This window comes from Pseudomonas sp. Irchel 3H7, assembly GCF_900187605.1.
GTDB lineage: Bacteria > Pseudomonadota > Gammaproteobacteria > Pseudomonadales > Pseudomonadaceae > Aquipseudomonas.
Genome location: NZ_FYEA01000003.1, coordinates 527,725 through 547,807 on the forward strand (window position 1 = coordinate 527,725; position 20,083 = coordinate 547,807).

At 60.0% G+C, this 20,083-nt stretch carries 12 protein-coding genes, 2 pseudogenes and 1 riboswitch; of the genes and pseudogenes, 7 read left to right on the top strand and 7 right to left on the bottom strand.

The features are described 5' to 3' along the window. Nucleotides 1-2,280: pseudogene (locus CKW38_RS30175) on the top strand (calcium-binding protein); the annotation flags it as partial. A gap of 87 nt (nucleotides 2,281-2,367) precedes the next feature. Here CKW38_RS30175 and CKW38_RS08390 read toward each other — a convergent pair. The 5 genes from CKW38_RS08390 to CKW38_RS08410 all read right to left on the bottom strand — a co-directional run bounded on the left by CKW38_RS08390 (nucleotide 2,368) and on the right by CKW38_RS08410 (nucleotide 11,935). Then, nucleotides 2,368-5,100 (bottom strand): LuxR C-terminal-related transcriptional regulator, encoded by a 2,733-nt coding sequence (locus CKW38_RS08390; RefSeq protein ID WP_095112420.1) that lies wholly within the window; start codon nucleotides 5,098-5,100, stop codon nucleotides 2,368-2,370. A gap of 203 nt (nucleotides 5,101-5,303) precedes the next feature. After that, the gene (locus CKW38_RS08395) at nucleotides 5,304-6,668 is read right to left on the bottom strand and encodes a DUF1329 domain-containing protein (RefSeq protein ID WP_007912796.1); all 1,365 of its coding nucleotides are present in this window, start codon (nucleotides 6,666-6,668) and stop codon (nucleotides 5,304-5,306) included. Nucleotides 6,669-6,694: 26 nt separating this feature from the next. Then, nucleotides 6,695-8,584: a DUF1302 domain-containing protein gene (locus CKW38_RS08400; protein WP_095112422.1), complete on the bottom strand. Its 1,890-nt coding sequence runs from the start codon at nucleotides 8,582-8,584 to the stop codon at nucleotides 6,695-6,697. A gap of 337 nt (nucleotides 8,585-8,921) precedes the next feature. Next, complete coding sequence (locus CKW38_RS08405; protein WP_007912801.1) at nucleotides 8,922-10,604, bottom strand: fatty acid--CoA ligase; 1,683 nt, start codon at nucleotides 10,602-10,604, stop codon at nucleotides 8,922-8,924. 146 nt (nucleotides 10,605-10,750) lie between these two features. Continuing rightward, complete coding sequence (locus tag CKW38_RS08410; protein WP_007912803.1) at nucleotides 10,751-11,935, bottom strand: MFS transporter; 1,185 nt, start codon at nucleotides 11,933-11,935, stop codon at nucleotides 10,751-10,753. An 85-nt stretch (nucleotides 11,936-12,020) separates the two neighbouring features. On the opposite strand from CKW38_RS08410, the gene CKW38_RS08415 reads away from it, so the two are divergent. Beyond that, nucleotides 12,021-12,785 (top strand): helix-turn-helix transcriptional regulator, encoded by a 765-nt coding sequence (locus tag CKW38_RS08415; RefSeq protein ID WP_007912805.1) that lies wholly within the window; start codon nucleotides 12,021-12,023, stop codon nucleotides 12,783-12,785. 96 nt (nucleotides 12,786-12,881) lie between these two features. Here CKW38_RS08415 and CKW38_RS08420 read toward each other — a convergent pair whose 3' ends face one another. Beyond that, nucleotides 12,882-13,511: a LysE family translocator gene (locus CKW38_RS08420; RefSeq protein WP_007912807.1), complete on the bottom strand. Its 630-nt coding sequence runs from the start codon at nucleotides 13,509-13,511 to the stop codon at nucleotides 12,882-12,884. A gap of 91 nt (nucleotides 13,512-13,602) precedes the next feature. Between CKW38_RS08420 and CKW38_RS08425 the strand changes: the two genes are divergently transcribed. From CKW38_RS08425 to CKW38_RS08435, 3 genes are all read left to right on the top strand, one after another. Further along, complete coding sequence (locus CKW38_RS08425) at nucleotides 13,603-14,568, top strand: 2-hydroxyacid dehydrogenase (RefSeq protein WP_095112424.1); 966 nt, start codon at nucleotides 13,603-13,605, stop codon at nucleotides 14,566-14,568. A 32-nt stretch (nucleotides 14,569-14,600) separates the two neighbouring features. Next, nucleotides 14,601-15,599: a class I SAM-dependent methyltransferase gene (locus CKW38_RS08430; RefSeq protein ID WP_016985162.1), complete on the top strand. Its 999-nt coding sequence runs from the start codon at nucleotides 14,601-14,603 to the stop codon at nucleotides 15,597-15,599. 40 nt (nucleotides 15,600-15,639) lie between these two features. Then, a riboswitch (yybP-ykoY riboswitch) is annotated at nucleotides 15,640-15,762 on the top strand. Nucleotides 15,763-15,850: 88 nt separating this feature from the next. Next, nucleotides 15,851-16,435: a TMEM165/GDT1 family protein gene (locus CKW38_RS08435; protein ID WP_007912813.1), complete on the top strand. Its 585-nt coding sequence runs from the start codon at nucleotides 15,851-15,853 to the stop codon at nucleotides 16,433-16,435. A 124-nt stretch (nucleotides 16,436-16,559) separates the two neighbouring features. Here CKW38_RS08435 and CKW38_RS08440 read toward each other — a convergent pair whose 3' ends face one another. Then, nucleotides 16,560-17,378: a M48 family metallopeptidase gene (locus tag CKW38_RS08440; RefSeq protein WP_095112426.1), complete on the bottom strand. Its 819-nt coding sequence runs from the start codon at nucleotides 17,376-17,378 to the stop codon at nucleotides 16,560-16,562. A gap of 1,352 nt (nucleotides 17,379-18,730) precedes the next feature. Here CKW38_RS08440 and CKW38_RS30640 point away from each other — a divergent pair. Next, nucleotides 18,731-18,928, top strand: a pseudogene (locus CKW38_RS30640) (HAMP domain-containing protein); the annotation flags it as partial. A gap of 111 nt (nucleotides 18,929-19,039) precedes the next feature. Beyond that, on the top strand, nucleotides 19,040-19,783 hold the full coding sequence (locus CKW38_RS30645; RefSeq protein ID WP_371857958.1) for a methyl-accepting chemotaxis protein: 744 nt from the start codon (nucleotides 19,040-19,042) through the stop codon (nucleotides 19,781-19,783). The last annotated feature ends 300 nt before the right edge of the window (nucleotides 19,784-20,083 follow it).

Genomic DNA, 20,083 nt, shown 5'->3' on the forward strand with positions numbered 1-20,083 from the left:
GAGAACTTGCTGTTCGTCGGCACGGCCAACCTGCGCGGCATCGGCAGCAATGTTGCCAACCGCATGACCGGCAACGCCGGCGACAACTACCTCGACGGCGGCCTCGGTGCCGACACCCTGATGGGCGGGCTGGGCAACGACACTTATGTGGTCGATAACGCTGGCGACACCATAAGCGAAACCAGCACCCTGGCCAACGAGATCGATACCGTGCGTTCGTCGATCAACTGGACACTGGGTGCCAATCTGGAAAACCTGATCCTGACCGGGACCGCCAGCCTTAACGGCACCGGTAACAGCCTGAACAACCTGATCACGGGCAACAGCGGCAACAACATCCTTGACGGTGGCGCCGGTGACGACACCCTCGATGGCGGTATTGGCGCCGACACCATGATCGGTGGCGATGGTGTCGATACCTACTACGTCGACAACATCGGCGATGTGATCATCGAAACCGACGCTTCGCCTACCGCTTATGACCGGGTCTTCTCCTCCATTGACTACACCCTCGGTGACAACGTCGAGAATCTGCTGTTCGTCGGCACGGCCAACCTGCGCGGCATCGGCAGCAATGTTGCCAACCGCATGACCGGTAACGCCGGCGACAACTACCTCGACGGCGGCCTCGGTGCCGACACCCTGATAGGTGGCTTGGGCAACGACACTTACGTCGTCGACAACGTCGGCGACACCATCAGCGAAACCAGCACCCTGACCAACGAGATCGATACCGTGCGTTCGTCGATCAACTGGACACTGGGTGCCAACCTGGAAAACCTGGTCCTGACCGGGACCGCCAGCCTTAACGGCACCGGCAACAGCCTGAACAACATACTCACGGGCAACAGCGGCAATAACACCCTCGAAGGCGGTGCCGGTGATGACATCCTCGACGGGGGACAGGGCCATGACCTGATGATGGGGGGATCTGGTTCCGACACTTACTATGTCGATGATGCCTTTGATTTCATTTTTGATATGGGTGCCATGCCCAACGACGTCGATCAGGTGATAGCGTCCATCGACTACACCCTGGACAGCTCCATTGAAAATCTCACCCTTGCCGGTAGCGAAAACCTCAATGGTACTGGCAGCGAAAAGAACAACGTGCTGACTGGCAACGCCGGCAACAACACGCTCGATGGCGCAGCCGGTGCCGACACCATGATCGGTGGCGCCGGCAACGACACCTACGTTGTGGATAACATCAACGATGTCGTGATCGAGCAGATCGGCGAAGGGCATGATCTGGTCAGAACCAGTATCAGCTACACCCTCGGCGCCAATGTCGAAGACTTGACGATGTTTGGCGACACGTGGGGTGCACTCACCGGCAATGCGCTGGACAACACCATCACAGGCAACTCCGCCACCAACTACATCGATGGCGGGCTAGGCGCAGACACCATGATTGGTGGAGCCGGGCATGACGTCTACAACGTGGATAACATCAACGACGTTATCGTTGAACTCGCGGATGAGGGGATTGATACCGTCAACACCAGCATCGACTACACACTGGCGGACAACGTCGAAGATGGTCAGATGATTGGCAGTGCCAACCTGAATCTGACAGGTAATGCCCTGGAAAACGTCTTGCACGGCAACGATGGCAACAACATCCTGTCGGGCGGTCTCGGCGCTGATCGCATGATTGGCGAGGGTGGCGACGATATCTTTATTGTGGATAACGTCAATGACCTCATCTTCGAGTTCCAGAATGGCGGTCACGACCTGATCCGCACTTCGGTCGACTACAACCTTTCGGATTACGTCGAGGACGGCACCCTGCTCGGCAGCGCAGACCTGACAATGTGGGGCAACAACCTCGATAACATTCTGACGGGGAACGCCGGCAACAACGTACTCGGCGGCAATGGCGGAACCGACAAACTGTTCGGTGGGGAAGGAAACGACACACTGTACGGTGGGTGGGGACATAGCACGTTGACGGGCGGTACCGGGGCTGACACCTTTGCCATCACTAACATGATCAATCTCGGAAAGGAATTCGGAACAAGCTCCTCGCAGAACGTCATTGCCGATTTCAACGCTCTGGAAGGGGACAAAATCGATTTCTCCAAATTCGACATTGACCCGATGACCCTCGGCTACCAACACTTGACGTTCATTGGCTCCAATGAATTCACCGGGCTGGGGCAACTGCGTTTTGCAGATAACGTCCTGTCGGGCAACCTGAGCGCAGACGCTGGGGGGCACTTCGAAGTGCAAGTGGTGGGCGTCAACTCGCTCAGTGCGAACGACGTCATCGTCTGATCCCTTAGCTGCCTGAAACATTCGAAGCTGAAAAATGAAAACACCCCGCCATCGCGGGGTGTTTTTTTTGTCCACGTTTTTTATTTCCTAGGCCAACAGGCCCAGCTCTTTGGCCCGCGCCACTGCCTGCGTCCGCCGCTCAACCCCCAGCTTGCTGTTGATATGACTGGCGTGGGTTTTCACGGTGTGCAGCGAAATGAACAATTGCTCGCTGATTTCCTGGTTCGAACAACCCTGGGCAATCAACCGCAGTACGGCCAGTTCGCGACTGCTGAGCTGTTCGGTGACCGTGGACTCCGGCATCTGCCGAGGCGGCGCTGGCGGTAGATGCTTGAGCAGTTGCTGGCCTGCCAGTCCGGGGAACGCCAGCAATTGCCCACGCAACCAGTCCGTGTGCTCCTTGGCCAATCCATCGAATGGCTGCAACACCCCGCCGGCCGCCAGCTCCAGCGCCTGGCTCAACGTCTTGCGTGCTTCCGGCTCGCGCCCGCCCGCCAGTAGCAACGCCACCTTTTGCGTCAACGCCATCACGCTGAGTAACTGGCGCCCGGTTTGCTGACCGTTTTCGTGCAGCACGTCCAGCCGCCCTTCGGCGAGCATCGGCTGGCCGCGCGTCATGTCGAGCAGCGCTTGTTGCAGCTCCACGTGCAATGGCAGTTGGGGGTGAAACTCCGGCGGCGCAGCGGCGCGCTCGCCGGTGTAGGTCTGGCCCAACCGCGCCAGCCACGCCTCGGCCAGATCGGTGCGGCCCTGCGCCAGCCACAACTCACATTTGACCAGCGTGATCATTGCCAGATAGTAGATCGGCGGCACGTCCCAGATGTGCATCAGGCGTTCGGCTTCGGCCAGTTCGGCAAAGGCCTTGGCGAACTCGCCGCTGCTGCCATCCAGACGCGCGATCACGCAATGGCCAATCAATACGCTGATGTCGCGACAGGCCCGTGCCTCGCCGATCCCGGCCAACAAGCGCACGCGTGCGGCCTGAGGCTGCAAGCGCATCGCCAACAGAAAACCCTCGTACAGGGTCAGCCGCGCGCGCACCGCATACAAACGTTGTGGCGACAGGCCGCGCAACCGTTCCAGCCCCTGATGGACTTCATCGAGTGCGCGCAGAATTTCACCGCGTGCCTGTAACACCCGCGCACGATCGTAGTGCGCCAACGCTTCGAACAACGGGTTGCCGACGCGCTGCGCCAGCTCCAGGGATTCACGGTTGAGGCCACGGGCGCGCCACAGATCGCCATCGGCAATGGCCAGATTGGACAGGGTCGATAAGCACATCAGCCGCTGGCCATAACGTTTGGCCGGCAGACTCTCCAGGGCTTCGCTGCAGTATCTGAGCGTCAGCTCACGATGGCCGCGGCCCCGGGCAATGATTCCGCTCAGTGCCAGCCATTGCGCCAGCATCGATTTTTGCGCGGTGGCGGAAGGTGCCGGCAGGAAGCGGCTCAAGTGGCTGGACAACTCTTCGGCGGCATCGAGCTGGCAGGCCAGCCCCAGCGCCCAACTGTAGAGAACGATCAGCCGCGGCGTGCTGATCAGCAGGCTGTCGGGCAAATCCATTTTCCAGCGCAGCAGCATGCCGACGTTTTGCTCGGCCAGCAGTTGCTCCTCCGAGAGGTTCTGCACCAGATTCGCGGCGACATCGAGGTGACCGGCGCGCAACGCCTGTTCAACCGCTTCATCCAGCAGACCCTGCGCGTTGAACCAGCGACAGGCGCGCAGGTGCAGCGTGGCCGTCGGCACCATCGCCTGAGCAATCGGCCGGCTGCGCAATAAATCAGAGAATAAATGGTGATAACGATACCAGTGCCCATGCTCATCCAGCGGTACCAGAAAGACCTGATGCGCCAACAGGAAACGCAGAATCTCGGCGCTGTCGTGGGCCTCACGAACGGCATCGCACAACTCACTGCAAAAACGCTCTTGCGGTGCGGTTTCATAGAGGAACGCCTGCACTTCGGCTGGCAGGCAATCGATGACTTCTTCCAGCAGGTAGTCGCGGATCAGCCCTTCCCCGCCGTTCAGCGCTTGTGGCAGCGCCGCATCGCTGCCGGCTTCGGACACCGCGAGCAGCCAGAAACGCAAACCGGCCACCCAGCCTTCGCTGCGCTGAATCAGGTTTTCCAGAGCTTCGCCGCGCAGCGAACTGCTATGACGATCAAGCAAGGTCAGCGCTTCGTCATGGGTCAGGCGCAGATCCTGCTCATGCAACTCCAGCAACTGCCGCGACAGACGCAAGCGCGCCAGATGCCAGTCCGGGCGCTGGCGACTGGTGACCATCACCAGCAAGCCATCAGGCAGATGATTGAGGAAAAACTGCAGGCAACGATCAAGCACCGGACCTTGCGCGAGATGGTAATCGTCGAGCACCAGCAGCAACGGCGCAGCAGGATCGAGGTGCAGCGCCAGCTCATCAAGCAGGCCGTCGAGCCATTCTTCAAAGGCAAAGGGCTGATGGCGTTGGCGCATTTTCAGCAGGCCGAGTGCGCGACTGCCCAATTGCGGAAAATAGTCCTGCAAACCTTCGAGCAAACGTTCGAGAAAGCGACCGGGGTCATTGTCGCGAGGACTCAGGCCCAGCCAGAGGCTTTGCCAGTGCGCCGGCAGACTCTGACAGAACTCCACCGCCAGCGAACTCTTGCCGAACCCGGCGGGGGCGCTGACCAGCAACAGCCGCCCACCGAGCCCGGCCTGCAGGCGCTCGCAAAGGCGTGGTCGCAACACGTAGCCGTCGGGTAATGGCGGGCGAAAAAAACGCCCGTCCAGTGCCGCGACGGCAACGCTTGCGGGACCCGGAAGTGGGGACAGATCAGTCATGGCCGGCTCTTGTTCGAATTGCTGTTGGCGGCGTTGCAGATGTCCGCAGACTAGCCTTAAACGAACCGGTTATGAAGGTTGCTGCTACAAATGGCTACAAAAAGGCTACACCCTCCTGTGGCTCCCCCCCTACAAAAGCAAAAAAAAACGCCCCGAACCAGTCGGGGCGTTTTCACGAGGATGCGGCCTCGGGTTACAACGGGTTAGCGGACACCATCCTGACGCAGGGCGGCCGGGGTGAAGTCGCTGGTGGTAGCGGTGAAGCCGAAGTCATAGGCACTCTTCTCTTCGTTCTTCATGCCCAGTGCCAGATAGCGGCCGGACTGCAGGTCGTAAAGGGTTTCCAGGGCATACCACGGCACTTGCTTGTCGTAGTAGTTCTCGGCGTGTGCTTCAGCGACGCGCCACAGTTGGCCACGACCGTCGTAGTGGTCGATCACCGCAGCCTGCCAGGTGTCTTCATCGATGTAGAAGTCACGCTTGGCGTAGATGTGGCGCTGACCTTCCTTCAGGGTTGCTACCACATGCCAGACGCGACGCAGCTCGTAACGCGCCAGGTCCTGGTTGATGTGGCCGGCCTTGATGATGTCGGCGTACTTCAGTTTCGGATCGTCGAGTTTGTAGCTGTCGGAGGCGATGTACATCTCTTTCTTGCCTTCGAGCTTCCAGTCGTAGCGATCCGGCGCACCGTTGAACATGTCGAGGTTGTCGGAAGTCCGCAGGCCATCCGCCGCAGTACCCGGGCCGTCGTAGGACACTTGTGGCGCACGACGGACACGGCGCTGACCGGCGTTATAGACCCACGCCGAACGTGGCTCTTTCACCTGGTCGAGGGTTTCGTGCACCAGCAGCACACCACCGGCCAGACGTGCCGGCGCGGTCACTTTCTGCTTGAAGTAGAACAGGATGTTGCCCGGGTTCGCCGGATCGTAGTCCTTCATCTTGTCGCGGAACACGAACTGATCCTGGAAGTACACCAGGCTGTACGAGCCGTTCGGTTGCGGCGTGGCCTGGGTCACCAGACGGGTCACGCTGCCGCCGCGATAACGGGTGATGTGGTTCCAGATGACTTCCACACCGGTTTTCGGAATCGGGAAAGGCACCGCGGTATCGAAGTTTTCCAGACCGTTGCCGCCGGACACCAGGTTGGTGGTGGTAGCGTTTTTCTTGATGGCGGCGAATACGTCATCCGGCACGGTCGCACCGCGATGGGACGGATAGACCGGCATCTTGAAGGTTTCAGGGTAGCGCTTGAACATCGCGTACTGACCTGGCGCCAGTTTGTCCTTGTACTTGTCGACGTCTTTCGCGGTGATGGTGAACAGCGGTTGCTCACTGGCGTATGGGTTGGACAGGAACCCCTTGCTATCGACCGAGCCGGCGTTCTTCGGCAGCGGCTTCCACGCCGGGATCGAACCGTCGGCGTTACCGGCCATTTCGGCGCCCATCGGCGTCAGGCTCTTGCCCAGTTTGTCGGCTTCGGCAGCAGGCACGGCGGCCATGACGCCGGTCGCCAGCAGCGACAGGCCCAGAACACCGGCGTGGAACAGACTCTTTGTTATTTTCATAAATTCGTTCGTCCTGAATGCAGTGCTTAGAAGTTCACGCCGAAGCTGAGCGCAACGAAGTCGCGGTCATCCACAGTGGTGTACTTGCCGTCAAAGAAGTTGGTGTAAGCCAGGCTCGCGGTGTAGGTGTTCTGGTATTCGGCATCAACGCCCAGGCTGACCGCTTTGCGACCTTCCTCGAAGTTGCCGCCAGGGCCTGGCGAGTAGCCGCTGACGTCGTGGGACCAGGCCACGTTCGGCTTGAGGTTCACACCGGCGAAGACGTCGTTGTATTCCCAGATGGCGCGACCGCGGTAACCCCACGACATCGATGTGGTGAAACCGTCGTTGTCGCAATTGCGGCTGCGGTTGTTCTGCGGCGAACCCGGCCCTGCACCGTTGATGGTGCTGGCGTTGAGAATGTTGGCGCAGGTGTTGGCTGTGCCAGTGGCCGGCAACTCGCCCGGGCCATACACCGGATCGCGGCCATAACGCTTCTTGGAACGGCTTTCCAGGCCGCCGACGTAGGTCGCGCCGACTTCACCGACGAGGGTCAGACGGCTGGCGCCCATGACCTGGTCGAAGAAGTGCGTGAACGTTGTCTGGATCTGGGTGATTTCCTTGCGTTCGTAACCGTGCAGGTCCTGACCCGGCACGCCATTGAGAATCGAAGCGTTGGTCAGTGCACCACCGATCGGACGCACACCGGCGAACAGGATGTCGGTGGAGTTCAGTTGCACCGGCGCGTTCGGACGGTAGCTGATCTCACCGCTCCACGCCGTACCGGTAGGCAGGGTGGTGGAGAAGCTCAGACCGTAAAGGCGAATGTCTTCAGGGTATTCAATGAAGTAGTTCGAGTTGCCCGCTACCAGCAGTGGCGCGAGCGCGGCAAATGGCCCCGGCAGCGAGGCCGCAGTGTTGTAGACAGACTGCGGTGCACCAGTCGCACTGAAGATCGGCGCACGGCTGTGGTAATTCATGAAGTAGGCGCCGAACTCGGTATCGAGTGGCTCGAACATGTATTTGAGGGACGCCCCCCACTGACCGCTGTCGCGGGCATCGCGATCCGGGCCGCGACGCACCAGCACGCCTTCTTCGTTGACATCGACGCCTGCGCCCGCCAGAGGCCCCAGGGCAATCGCCGGAATCTGCGAACGCTTGTTCAGCACGCGCAGATTGCTGTCGCAGCCATCCGCAACGATGTCCGGCTGAGAGAAGAACGTGCCGCAGTTATCGACGACGGTCTGGTCCCATTCCAGCTGGTAGAACGCTTCAGCCGAGAGGTTTTCGGTCAGGCTCTGCGACACGTAGAACATGTTGACCGGGATCAGGCCTTCCTTGATCTCGGCGCCCGGACGACGGAACGCGGAGACGTCGATCGGGTTGATCGAGTTGATGCCGCCGCCGATGAAGGTACTTTCACCCCAGCTCACCACCTGCTTGCCCAGACGCACGGAACCCGGCTGATCGGCAATCGCGTAGTTGTGGTAGACGAAGGCGTCGAGGATCTGCCCGCCGGACGATTTCGCGCCCTCTTTGCGACCCGAATCGCTGATGTCCTTGAACTGGCGGCTTTCATCCTTGAGTTCGAAGTCGTACCAGTATTTGCCACGGACGAACACGCCGGTGTCGCCGTATTTCAGTTCAAGGTCATGGATGCCCTTGAAGATCTTCGAAAAGGTTTCACCGCTCTTGAAGTTGGCGTGACCGTCATCGGATGTCTGCGACAGGCCGTGGCCACCGTTGTTGACGCCGATGAGGTTCTTGTTCGGGCTCTGAGTAGACCAACTGGCACCGATCGACAGGGACGAGTCGAACTGGCCCTCGATTTCACCGACGTTGAAACTGACGCCGAATGCGGGCCCGGCGAGCGAAGAGGCAAGACTGACCGCCAGAGGCAGTTTCGCCCGGCGCCAGAACTGGTTTACTGAGGTCATCGACGCTACTCCATGTGCATTATTGTTATGGCAGTGAGTACTTTTAAAAACGCCTGAAGGACCGGGTGCCAGAGACAACCCGAAATCACTCCAAAGATGCATCGCCCCGATTTGTGCGTGTGCTCCGTTCTTAAAAATCCTTGAGCGGACTATAGCCAGCAGGTGGTACTGCTTGATCCCTCTAAAGTGTGATTTGCAGCTGCCGGCCACTCTGGAACAGTCCTTTCGCCAGTCCGACGCATGTCGGCACGGCAAGGATGGCTGATTTTTTCGATTTCACAAGCCAAGCGCTTGCTTGGTGGGTCTGGCGCGCCGGTTTCGGCGCGCCAGCAGACACTCAAAGTGTCGAGAGGAAGGTGCTGTTGTTGGCCTGCCATTCGGTGATGTCGAGGCGGATGCGCTTCTTGTCGAGCTTGCCGACGCTGGTCTTGGGAATTTCGGTAACAAGGGCGATCTGACTCGGGATTGCCCACTTGCTCAGGTGGCCCAACTCCACGAACGGCTTGAGGTGTTCCTTGAGCTCGCGTGCCCCGATCACATGCCCTTCACGGATCACCAGCAAGGCAAACGGGCGCTCGCCCCACTGCGGATCGGCGATCCCCACCACTGCTACTTCGCGTACCGCGACGTGACGACTGATCAGGTCTTCGAGGTCCAGCGAGGAGATCCACTCGCCGCCAGTCTTGATCACGTCCTTGATGCGGTCGCGGATGTCGATCACGCCCATGCTGTCGAGCGTGGCGACGTCACCGGTGTGCAACCAGCCGCCGGCCCAGAGTTCGGCGCCCTTCTGCGGTTCGTTGAAATAACCTTCGGTGAGCCAGGGCGCGCGCAGCACCAGTTCGCCCTGGGTCTCACCGTCGGCCGGGAGGAAATTGCCGTCGCCGTCGACGATTGCCGCTTCCACCAGCGGCCCCGGCACACCGGCCTTGATTCGGTAAGTGGTGCGCTCGTCTTCGGTGCCGGCCATCAGTTCGTCGTTGAGGTGCGCGCAGGACACCAGCGGTCCGGTTTCCGACATGCCGTAGGCGGCGGTGAGCTGAATCCCGCGGGCCTTCGCGGTTTCATACAGCGTGCGATTGAGCGCGCTGCCGCCAATGACGATTTTCCAGCCGCCGAAATCGGTGCCTTGTGCGCCTTTGGCGTTAAGCAGCATTTGCAGAATGGTCGGCACGCAGTGGGAGAAGGTGACCTTCTCTTTGCGCCACAACTCCACCAGAAACTCCGGATCGTAGCGGCCCGGATAAACCTGCTTGAGTCCGAGCATGGTTGCCACGTATGGCAGACCCCAGGCGTGAACGTGGAACATTGGCGTGATCGGCATGTACACATCGTTGGTGCCAAGCAGGCGCACGCTGTCGATGGAACCCATGATCGTCGACACGCCCATGGTGTGCAGCACCAGTTGCCGATGGGTGAAGTACACGCCTTTCGGGTTGCCGGTGGTGCCGGTGGTGTAGAACGTGGTCGCGACCGAGTTTTCGTCGAAGTCCTGGAAGTCGTACTGCGGACTTGCAGCGGCCAGCAGTTGCTCGTACTCGCCGACCAGATTCGGCAGATCGGCGGTTTTCTCCGGCAGATCGGTCAGCAGCAGGGTTTTCTCGACCGTGGTCAGGTGCGGCGCGATCGCTTGATACAACCCGACGAACTCGCTGTTGACCAGCACAAAGCGGTCCTCGGCGTGGTTCATGGTGTAGAGGATCTGCTCAGGCGACAGACGCACGTTGATGGTGTGGATCACCGCGCCAATCATCGGAATCGCAAACATGCATTCCAGGTAACGGTGGCTGTCCCAGTCCATCACCGCCACGGTGTCACCGGCCTTGACACCGGCCGCCGTCAGCACGTTGGCCAACCGCGCCACGCGCTCGATCAGGGTCGGGTAGCTATAGCGAATCTGGTCGCGGTAAATGATCTCGCGGGTTTTCTCGTAACGGGCGCCGGACATCAGCAGCCGTTTGATCAGCAATGGATACTGGTAGGCCCCATCGGCCGGGGGAATGACGCGAGTCTGCAACATAAGAATCCCTTTTCTGACTGCACGGTGTTGGCGTAGAGATTGGTACTCTAGAACCCTTATACGCCAGCCAAATCAGCCAAAGGAATGATTTGCAAAGCCGTACAAATGCTAGCTTTGCGCCAGCATTTGCCGGTTTTCGTCTTCGGTCAGGCCGTTTGTCCTACTGCCTCTTCAGAAGGCGTGCGTGGGAATACGACTGCAGCAAGGAAGGTCAACGCGCCGAAACCCGCGAGAATCAAGTACAGGCCTACAAAACCATGGCGCGGTTCGACATAGGAAATCAGCGGAATCGCCGTCGCACTGGCACCAAACGATAAACAGTAACGCAGGGCGAACACCCGTGATTGCCATTGCGGGGCGACGAAGTTGGCAACCATCGCATCGTTGACTGTTACCTGCCCGAACACCACGAACATGAACGCTGCACCGAGGGCAATTACTGCCCAGCCGTCGGCATAGGCCAGCGCAAACAGCAACGGTGCCTGGCACAGCGTCAGGACAATGAACGGCCATTTCAGGCTGAGCCGATGCAATACCCGACCAATGCTCAACTGCGCGACCGCGCCGAAGGCATAGGCCAGACTGACCACCACGCCGAGGGTTTGCGGCGAAGCGAACAGCTCATGCAAACGCTCCTGAAACAGCTTTGGATAGGTCATGGTGGTGGCGTTGAACACCACACCGCCGGTGGCCGTGGCCAACGCCAGCACGCCGAACACCATCATCATCGAAATACGCTGACCGGCGGCACCTTTGAGTGGTGTGTGCGCACGCTTCGGAATCGGTTCTTCACGCACCTGCAAAGCGAAACCAACCCCCAGCACAATCGCCACTGCGCCCGGGATCAGAAACGCCGATCGCCAACCGAATTGCGCCACCAACAACCCCGTGATCAACGCAGAAAACGCCACGCCCAGATTGCCCCACATGCCATTGATGCCGATTTCGCGGCCACGGTTCTGCGCGTAAGCAACCAGCATTGCCGTGCCGACCGGGTGATAAATTGCCGCAAAAATACCGATCAGGGTCAGGCCGATCACCAGCATGCTCGGGCTGTTGCTCAGCCCGGTGAAGATCGCCGAAGCGCCAATGCCGAAGAAAAACACCAGCATCATCTGTCGCCGACTCCAGTGATCACCCAGCCAACCAGCGGGTAGTGAACAAGCGCCGAAGGCAATGAAACCGCCCAGTGACAAGCCGATCAGTGCGGCGTAATCGAGACCGAACGCTTGAGTCATGCCAAGCACGGCGGCGGGAAAAATCAGCATGAACATGTGATCGATCACATGCGCGGCGTTGATATAGCGAATGACATTGCGAGATTGATTCATGGCGGCACGCTTTACGTTGTTGTGTGGCGCTTATGCTAAGTTGGCCGTAAAGCGCATTCCTGCCAAGCAAGTCATCGAATCAGACATGTTGATCAGCCACTTCGAACACGGCCCGGTGAGTGCCTACCCCCGGGATTATCTGGATGGCGCGCACCAGCCGCTGCACCTGCATCGCGAGGCGCAGTTGTTGTACGCGGTCAGCGGGATCATGCGCGTGGTCACGCAATCGGGTGCGTGGGTGATTCCGCCGAGTCGCGCGGTGTGGATTCCACCCGAGGTGGCGCACGAGATTTTCATGAGTGGCGATGTGCAGATGCGCTCGCTGTTCATCGCCCCTGAGCTGTCGCCCGCCAGCCTGCAACAGTGCTGTGTATTGGCGGTGACGCCACTGCTGCGCGAGCTGATCCTGCGTGCCGTGCAAGGGCCGCCGCATGCCGACAATCCGTTGATCCAGCAACTGATGCTCGAAGAACTCGCCAGCCTGGAGAACCTGCCGCTGCACATTCCGATGCCCACTGACCGGCGTCTGCAAAACATTTGTCTGGCGCTGCTGCACACCCCGGATCACGCCAATACGCTGGAAGACTGGGCGCAGCAGGTTGGCGCCAGCTCACGCACGTTGGCACGGCTGTTTCAGCAGCAATTGCAGATGAGTTTCAACGCCTGGCGCCAGCAGCTGCGCCTGATGGAAGCCCTGCCGCGCCTGCTCGCCGGGGACAGCGTGCAGCGTGTGGCGCGGGATTTGGGTTACGGCAGCGCGCGGGCGTTCAGCGCGATGTTTCGCCGTTTGCTTGGGGAAAATCCCCGCGAATACCTGAATAACCTGAGCAAGCTCAGCGAACTCGTGTAGGAGCTGTCGAGTGCAACGAGGCTGCGATCTTTTGACTTTGTTTTTTAAGATCAAGATCAAAAGATCGCAGCCTTCGGCAGCTCCTACACAGTAGGATCAATGCATCTCGGTGAACGCGATTTTCACGCCGAGAGCAATCAGCACCGCGCCCATGGTGCGGTCGAACCAGTGGCCCATGCGGGCGAAACCGGCGCGCACCCGTTGCTGGCTGAACAGCATCGCCACCAGGCAGAACCAAATCGCAGTTGCGACAGCCAGGTAAATCCCGTAACCGGCCTGCACGGCCAGTGGCGTGTGCGGATTGATCACCACGGTGAACAGCGACAGAAAGAACAGTGTGGCTTTCGGGTTCAGGCCGTTGGTCACGAAGCCTGAAGTGAATGCGCCGCGAGCGGTGCGTACGCCAGCCTCTTTGTGCAGATCATCGGTGACGGTTTTCGCCGGTTGCGCGCGCAATGCCTTGAAGCCGATGTACAGCAAGTACGCAGCCGCCGCCCACTTCAAGGCGTTGAACAGCACAATCGATTGCGACACGATCAGGCCAATGCCGAGCAGCGAATAACCGACGTGCAGGAAAATCGCCGTGCCGACACCGAGTGCCGTCCAGGTGCCCGCGCGGCGCCCGTGGGTCACGCTCTCGCGCACTACCACGGCGAAGTCCGGGCCGGGGCTGGCGACGGCCAGCAAGTGGATCAGTGCAACGGTCAAGAACTCGGTCCAGTACATGGGGGCTCCTTTCGGCCAGGCGTATCAATTTGTTTCATCTGGTAGGCTCGGCAGATTACGCCCAACGCTCACAGCACAAAAGGTACAGTTGATGACGAACACGCGCCGCGCGGTATTCCTTGATCACCCTTCGCTGGATCTCGGCGACCTCGACCTCAGTCCGTTGCGCGAGTGTTTCAGCGATCTGCAGCTGTTCGCCCAGACCTTGCCCGAGCAAGTCAGCGAACGCCTGCATGGCGCCACCGTCGCCATTTCCAACAAGATCCTGATCGACGCCGCCGCGATGGCCGCCAACCCCGAGCTGAAACTGATCCTGATCACCGCCACCGGCACCAACAACGTCGACCTTGCTGCCGCCCGCGCTCACGGCATCACCGTGTGCAACTGCCAAGGTTACGGCACGCCGTCGGTGGCGCAGCACACGATCATGCTGCTGCTCAACCTCGCCACGCGTCTGGCCGATTATCAGAAAGCCGTTGGCGAAGGTCGCTGGCAACAGGCGAAACAGTTCTGTTTGCTCGACTACCCGATTGTCGAGCTGGAAGGCAAAACCCTCGGCTTGCTCGGGCATGGCGAACTCGGCGGCGCCGTGGCGCGATTGGCCGAAGCGTTCGGCATGCGCGTGCTGCTCGGGCAGATTCCCGGGCGCCCAGCCCGCCCGGATCGCTTGCCACTGGATGAGCTGTTGCCGCAGATCGACGCCCTCACCCTGCACTGCCCGCTGAACGAACACACCCGCCACTTCATCGGTGCCCGCGAATTGGCGTCGATGAAACCCGGAGCATTCGTGGTCAACACGGCACGCGGCGGACTGATCGATGAGCAAGCGCTGGCCGATGCCTTGCGCAACGGTCACCTCGGCGGCGCGGCTACCGATGTGTTGAGCGTCGAGCCGCCGACCCAGGGCAATCCGTTGCTCGCGGCGGACATTCCGCGCCTGATTGTCACCCCGCACAACGCCTGGGGCAGCCGCGAGGCACGGCAGCGCATCGTCGGCCAATTGACCGAAAACGCCCAGGCGTTTTTCAGCGGTAAGGCGCTGCGTGTCGTCAGTTGATAAACTGCGGCACTTTTTTTTGAGGAGCAGTTATGGATCCGCGCAGTGAAGTACTGCTTCGTCAACCCGAGTTGTTTCAAGGTTCGTTGCTGTTGGCCGGTTTGCCCGCCGACGATTTGCTCGGGCGCCTGCCCAACGCATTCGGCTGGTGCTGGCATGCCGGCGATCAAGCCGCGCTGGACGCTCGCTTCGAAGGTCGCAGCCATTTCGGCGTGAACATCCCGGAGCGCGAGTTCGACAGCGCCGTGGTGTTTCTGCCCAAGTCCAAGGACCTGACCGATTACATCCTCAACGCCGTGGCTTCGCGTCTGGCCGGCAGGGAAGTGTTTCTGGTCGGCGAAAAACGCAGCGGCATCGAAGGCGCGTCCAAGCAGCTCAACCCGTTCGGCAAACCGCGCAAGCTCGACAGCGCGCGTCATTGCCAGCTCTGGCAAGTCACCGTAGCCAACGCGCCGGAAGCAAAATCCCTGGAAAGCCTGGCGCAGACCTATGAATTGCCTTTGGCCGAGGGTCCGCTGAAAGTCATCAGCCTGCCGGGCGTATTCAGCCACGGTCGCCTGGATCGCGGCAGTGCCCTGCTGCTGGAGCATCTGGACAAACTGCCGAGCGGCCATTTGCTCGACTTCGGTTGCGGCGCGGGCGTGCTGGGGGCTGCGGTCAAACGTCGCTACCCACACAATCAGGTCACGTTGCTGGATGTGGATGCGTTCGCTGCCGCCAGCAGCCGTCTGACGTTGGCGGCCAACGGTCTGGAAGCTGAAGTGCTGACCGGTGACGGTATCGATGCCGCGCCGATGGGTTTGAGCGCGATTCTGAGCAACCCGCCGTTCCATGTCGGCGTGCACACCGACTATTTCGCCACCGAGAACTTGCTGCGAAAAGCAGCGAAACATCTTAAAAACGGCGGCGAACTGCGCTTGGTGGCGAACAGCTTCCTCAAGTATCAGCCGCTGATCGAAGAGCATTTGGGTGTGTGCGCAATCAAGGCTGAAGGCAATGGTTTCCGGATTTACCGGGCCAAGCGCGGCTGAAAATTTGTTCTTGCCCAAACGGATTTGCCTAGGCAGAATCCGCTCCGTCCTAGGGGAGTAGTCTCCCACGAGCGCCAAGCTCGTCCGGCATACGTCAACATACTTGATCCTCAGATCATGGCGTATGCGACCCAAGCGTCCGCAGCAGACGGATCGCAGGGTTTGACAAGACCTATGACACGCACACCTTACCCGGGGCGGGAAGGCTGTACGTGTCATAGCCGTGTCGACCCGCCCCTTAGGAAATCCTGATGCTGGACTCGTTACTCGTTCCCACCGCAATCGTTGCCTTGGCCGAAATCGGCGACAAGACGCAACTGCTCGCGCTGATTCTCGCCGCTCGCTTCCGCAAACCCTGGCCGATCATTGCCGGTATTGTCGCCGCGACCCTGGCCAACCACGCAGCAGCCGGTGCGGTCGGCGCCTGGTTCGGCAGTTTCTTCTCGAATGCGACGCTGCACTGGATACTCGCCGCAAGCTTTACGGCCACGGCGCTGTGGACATTGGTCCCGGACAAAATGGACGACGATGAAACCAGTACCGCGCGCAAGTTCGGGCCTTTCCTGACCACGTTGATTGCGTTTTTTCTCGCCGAAATGGGCGACAAGACCCAGGTCGCCACGGTAATGCTGGCCGCGCAATACCCGGATCTGTGGCTGGTTATTATCGGTACCACGGCGGGTATGTTGATTGCCAACGTGCCGGTGGTGCTGGCAGGTAACTTCGCCGCAGACAAATTGCCACTGACCCTGATCCGTCGCCTCGCGGCCTCGGCATTCATGATTCTGGCGATCGTTGCGGTGTACAAGGCAATGCAGAGCAGTGGCTGGGTTTAACCCTGAGAGAAGGATCGTTCCCACGCTCTGCGTGGGAATGCAGCCGGGGACGCTTTGCGTCCCTTTTGGAACGCGGAGCGTCCCTTGAGGCATTCCCACGCAGAGCGTGGGAACGATCACCGACTCAGGATTTAGGCGCTTGTTCGTACAGCGGCATGACCTTCGGAATCGCCGCCTGCAACGAGGCAATCCGGCTGGTCGAAGCCGGGTGAGTGCTCATGAACTCCGGCGGCGAACCCTCCGACGCCTTGCTCATCTTGTTCCACAAGGTGATCGCGGCGTTCGGGTTGTAGCCGGCGCGTGCGGCCAGTTCCAGGCCGATCAGGTCGGCTTCGTTTTCGTTGGCGCGACTGTTCGGCAGGGTCATGCCGTAATTGGCCACGGTGTCGGCCAGCGCCAGACTGTCCTGACCCAGACCGAGCAACGCACCTGCGCCCTGCTTGGCCATTTCAATCCCGTAAGCCTTGGACATCGCTTCACGACCGTGTTCGCGCAGGGCGTGGGCGATTTCATGGCCCATGACCGCGGCGATTTCATCGTCGGTGAGTTTCAGGCTGTCGATCAGCCCGGTGTAGAAAATGATCTTGCCGCCAGGCCCGCAGTTGGCGTTAAGTTCATCACTCTTGATCAGATTGACTTCCCACTGCCATTGCGCCGCATCCGGACGGAAGTTCGGCGCCTGGGCGATCAGGCGGTTGGCAATCGCCTGAACCCGCTTGGCCTCGGGGCTGGTCTTGTCCAGCACACCTTTGCTGGAGGCCTCGCCGACGGTCTTCTGATACGACTGGGCATACATCTGGTCGACCTCTTGCGAGGACAGCATGCTGAACATGTACTGCTTGCGCTCGACACCCACGGCGCCGCCGCTGGTGGTGTTGACCGACTGACAACCGACCAGCAACAGCGCTGCGCTCAGTGCACTTACAACCAATGTCTTGTTCATTCAAAAGCTCCCTGAAAACCTGTCGCGTATCCTAGGCGGGTAATTGTATCGACGCCAGATACAACGGACGTGTTGCAGCGACTTTCAGACGTTTCCCACTTGGCCTGTCGTAAAAAATTCACAGCCACCACCAAGCCCCGTGCAACTGCGTCGCGCACTGATCCATTTGCGACATCGGCTTGCAATTGCACCGGCTCGCACTCATGGCCCAATGCCGCCTGCCGATACATCTGCGCAGACGTCCTCTTGCGTGCGGAGCTCCCATGAAGTTCAAGTCGATCCAGTTTTCCGTTGCCGCCCTGGCCGGCGCCATCGTGCTCAGCGTGGTGGCCGCGCTGGTGCTGTATGCGCTGTTTTCCGGCGCGCGCACGCAAGAAATGGTGCAGCAGCGCACTCAGGCGCAGTTCGAGCAAGTCATCGAACAGCGCCTGACTTCGCTGGCACAAACCCAGGTCAGCCAGATCCAGCGCGAACTCGAAGCGCCGCTGCTGATCGCCGGCGGTCTGGTGCGAGTCAACGCCCTGCTCGGTACGCCGGGCGCCGATGGCCAGCCGCGCCTAAGCGTCAGCCGCGAACAACTGATCAGCCTGATCAAAGAAAACGTCGAAAAGAACCCGAAGATTCTCGGCACTTACATCGGCTGGGAAAAGAACGCCCTGGACCACAATGACGCGGCCTACGTCGGCACCAGCGTGGTCGGTATCGATGCCGCCAACGGGCGCTTCCTGCCGTGGTGGTTCCGCAACGATGACGGCACCCTCGGCCTGGACAAACTGGTCGACGTCGACGACCAGAAAACCCTGTCCACCGGCGTGCGCGCCAGCGAGTACTACTTGTGTTCAAAGGAAACGAAGAAAGCCTGCGTGATCGATCCGGCGCCGTACAAGGTCGGCGACAAGATCGTCATGCTCGCCTCCTTTATTGAACCGATCATGCTCAACGGCGCCTTCCAGGGCATCGTCGGTGCTGACTTGTCGGTGAACTTCATTCAGGAAATGCTCCTCGGCGCCAACCAGAAACTGTACAGCGGTGCCGGGCAGATGGCCCTGATCGGCGGCAACGGGCGGATCGTTGCCTACACCAAGGACCCGAGCAAATTCGGCGAAAAAGTCAGCGATATCCTCGACGCCGAGCAGATCGGCAACCTGGCCAATCTCAAACGCGGCGAAGTGACTTACTCGGTCAACAAGGACAAGGGCCGCATCGAGTTGTACCTGCCGTTCGGCATCGGCCAGACCGACGCGCGCTGGACGTTGATGTTGCAACTGCCGCTCAACGCGGTGATGGCGGATCTGCAAAAGCTACAGGCCGATCTGGATGCTCAGCGTAAATCCGACACCTTCGGCATGGCCATGGTCGGTCTGCTCATCGCCGGCATTGGCCTGCTGGTGATCTGGCTGGTCGGCCACGGCATCGCCCGACCGCTGAAGCAAATGGTCGCCATGCTCAATGACATTGCTCAGGGTGAAGGTGATCTGACCCGACGCTTGAGCAGTGATCGCAGCGATGAATTGGGCTCGATCGCCAAGGGCTTCAATACCTTCCTCGCTAAATTGCAGGCGATGATCACCCAAGTGGTGACGTCGGTGCAGAGCGTCAGCGATTCTTCGGAACACACCGCCGACATTGCCATTCGCACCAACATCGGCATCCAGAAACAAATGGCTGAGATCGATCAAGTCGCCACGGCGGTGCAGGAAATGACCGCCACCGCCCAGGACGTCGCGCGTAACGCTACGCAGGCTGCGCAAGCGGCCAGCCATGCCGATCAGGCGGCGAGTCAGGGCATGCAGATCGTGCGTGACACGTCCGATTCGATTGGCGTGTTGGCGCTGGAAATCGGCAAGGCTGTCGATGTGGTGCAGACCTTGGCCAAGGACAGCGAGAACATCAACGCGATTCTCACGGCGATTCGCGGGATTGCCGAGCAGACCAATCTGCTGGCGCTGAACGCGGCGATTGAAGCGGCGCGTGCCGGTGAGCAGGGTCGCGGCTTTGCCGTGGTGGCGGATGAAGTGCGCAATCTGGCGCAGAAAACCCAGAAAGCCACTGAAGAAATCCAGTCCATGATCCAGCAACTGCAACAGGGCACCCGCGATGTCGTGCGGGTCATGGAGGACAGCCAGAACCGCACTGATGAAAGCGTGCAGCACGCGGCGAAAGCGGCTCAAGCGCTGGAGACGATTACTCACGCGGTATCGGTAATCAACGACATGAACACGCAGATTGCCAGCGCGGCTGAAGAGCAGAGTGCAGTGGCGGATGACATCAATCGCAACGTGATCAACATTGGGCAAGTGGCCAATGAAGTGGCGGGTGGCGCGGATGAGTCGAGTTCGGCGAGCGCGGATCTGACCAAACTGGCGGAGCAGCAGCGGCGGTTGATCAATCAGTTCAAGGTCTGAAAAGCGAAAAGCACCCTCACCCTAACCCTCTCCCGGAGGGAGAGGGGACTGATTGGGGGATATTTCAGAATGACACCGACCTGAAAGATCTTCACTGAATCCATAGTCGACTCGATGCATCAGGTCGGTGAATCGCTCAAGACAACTCGGTCAGTCCCCTCTCCCTCCGGGAGTGTATGTACCGGAGACATGGTGGACACATGTTCGGAGACATAGTGGACGGTTTTAGATCTTCTTACCTGCCGTAACGGTCTGCAAGTTCAAGTCGATTCGGGCGATACGATGTCTACTCCAGTAGAC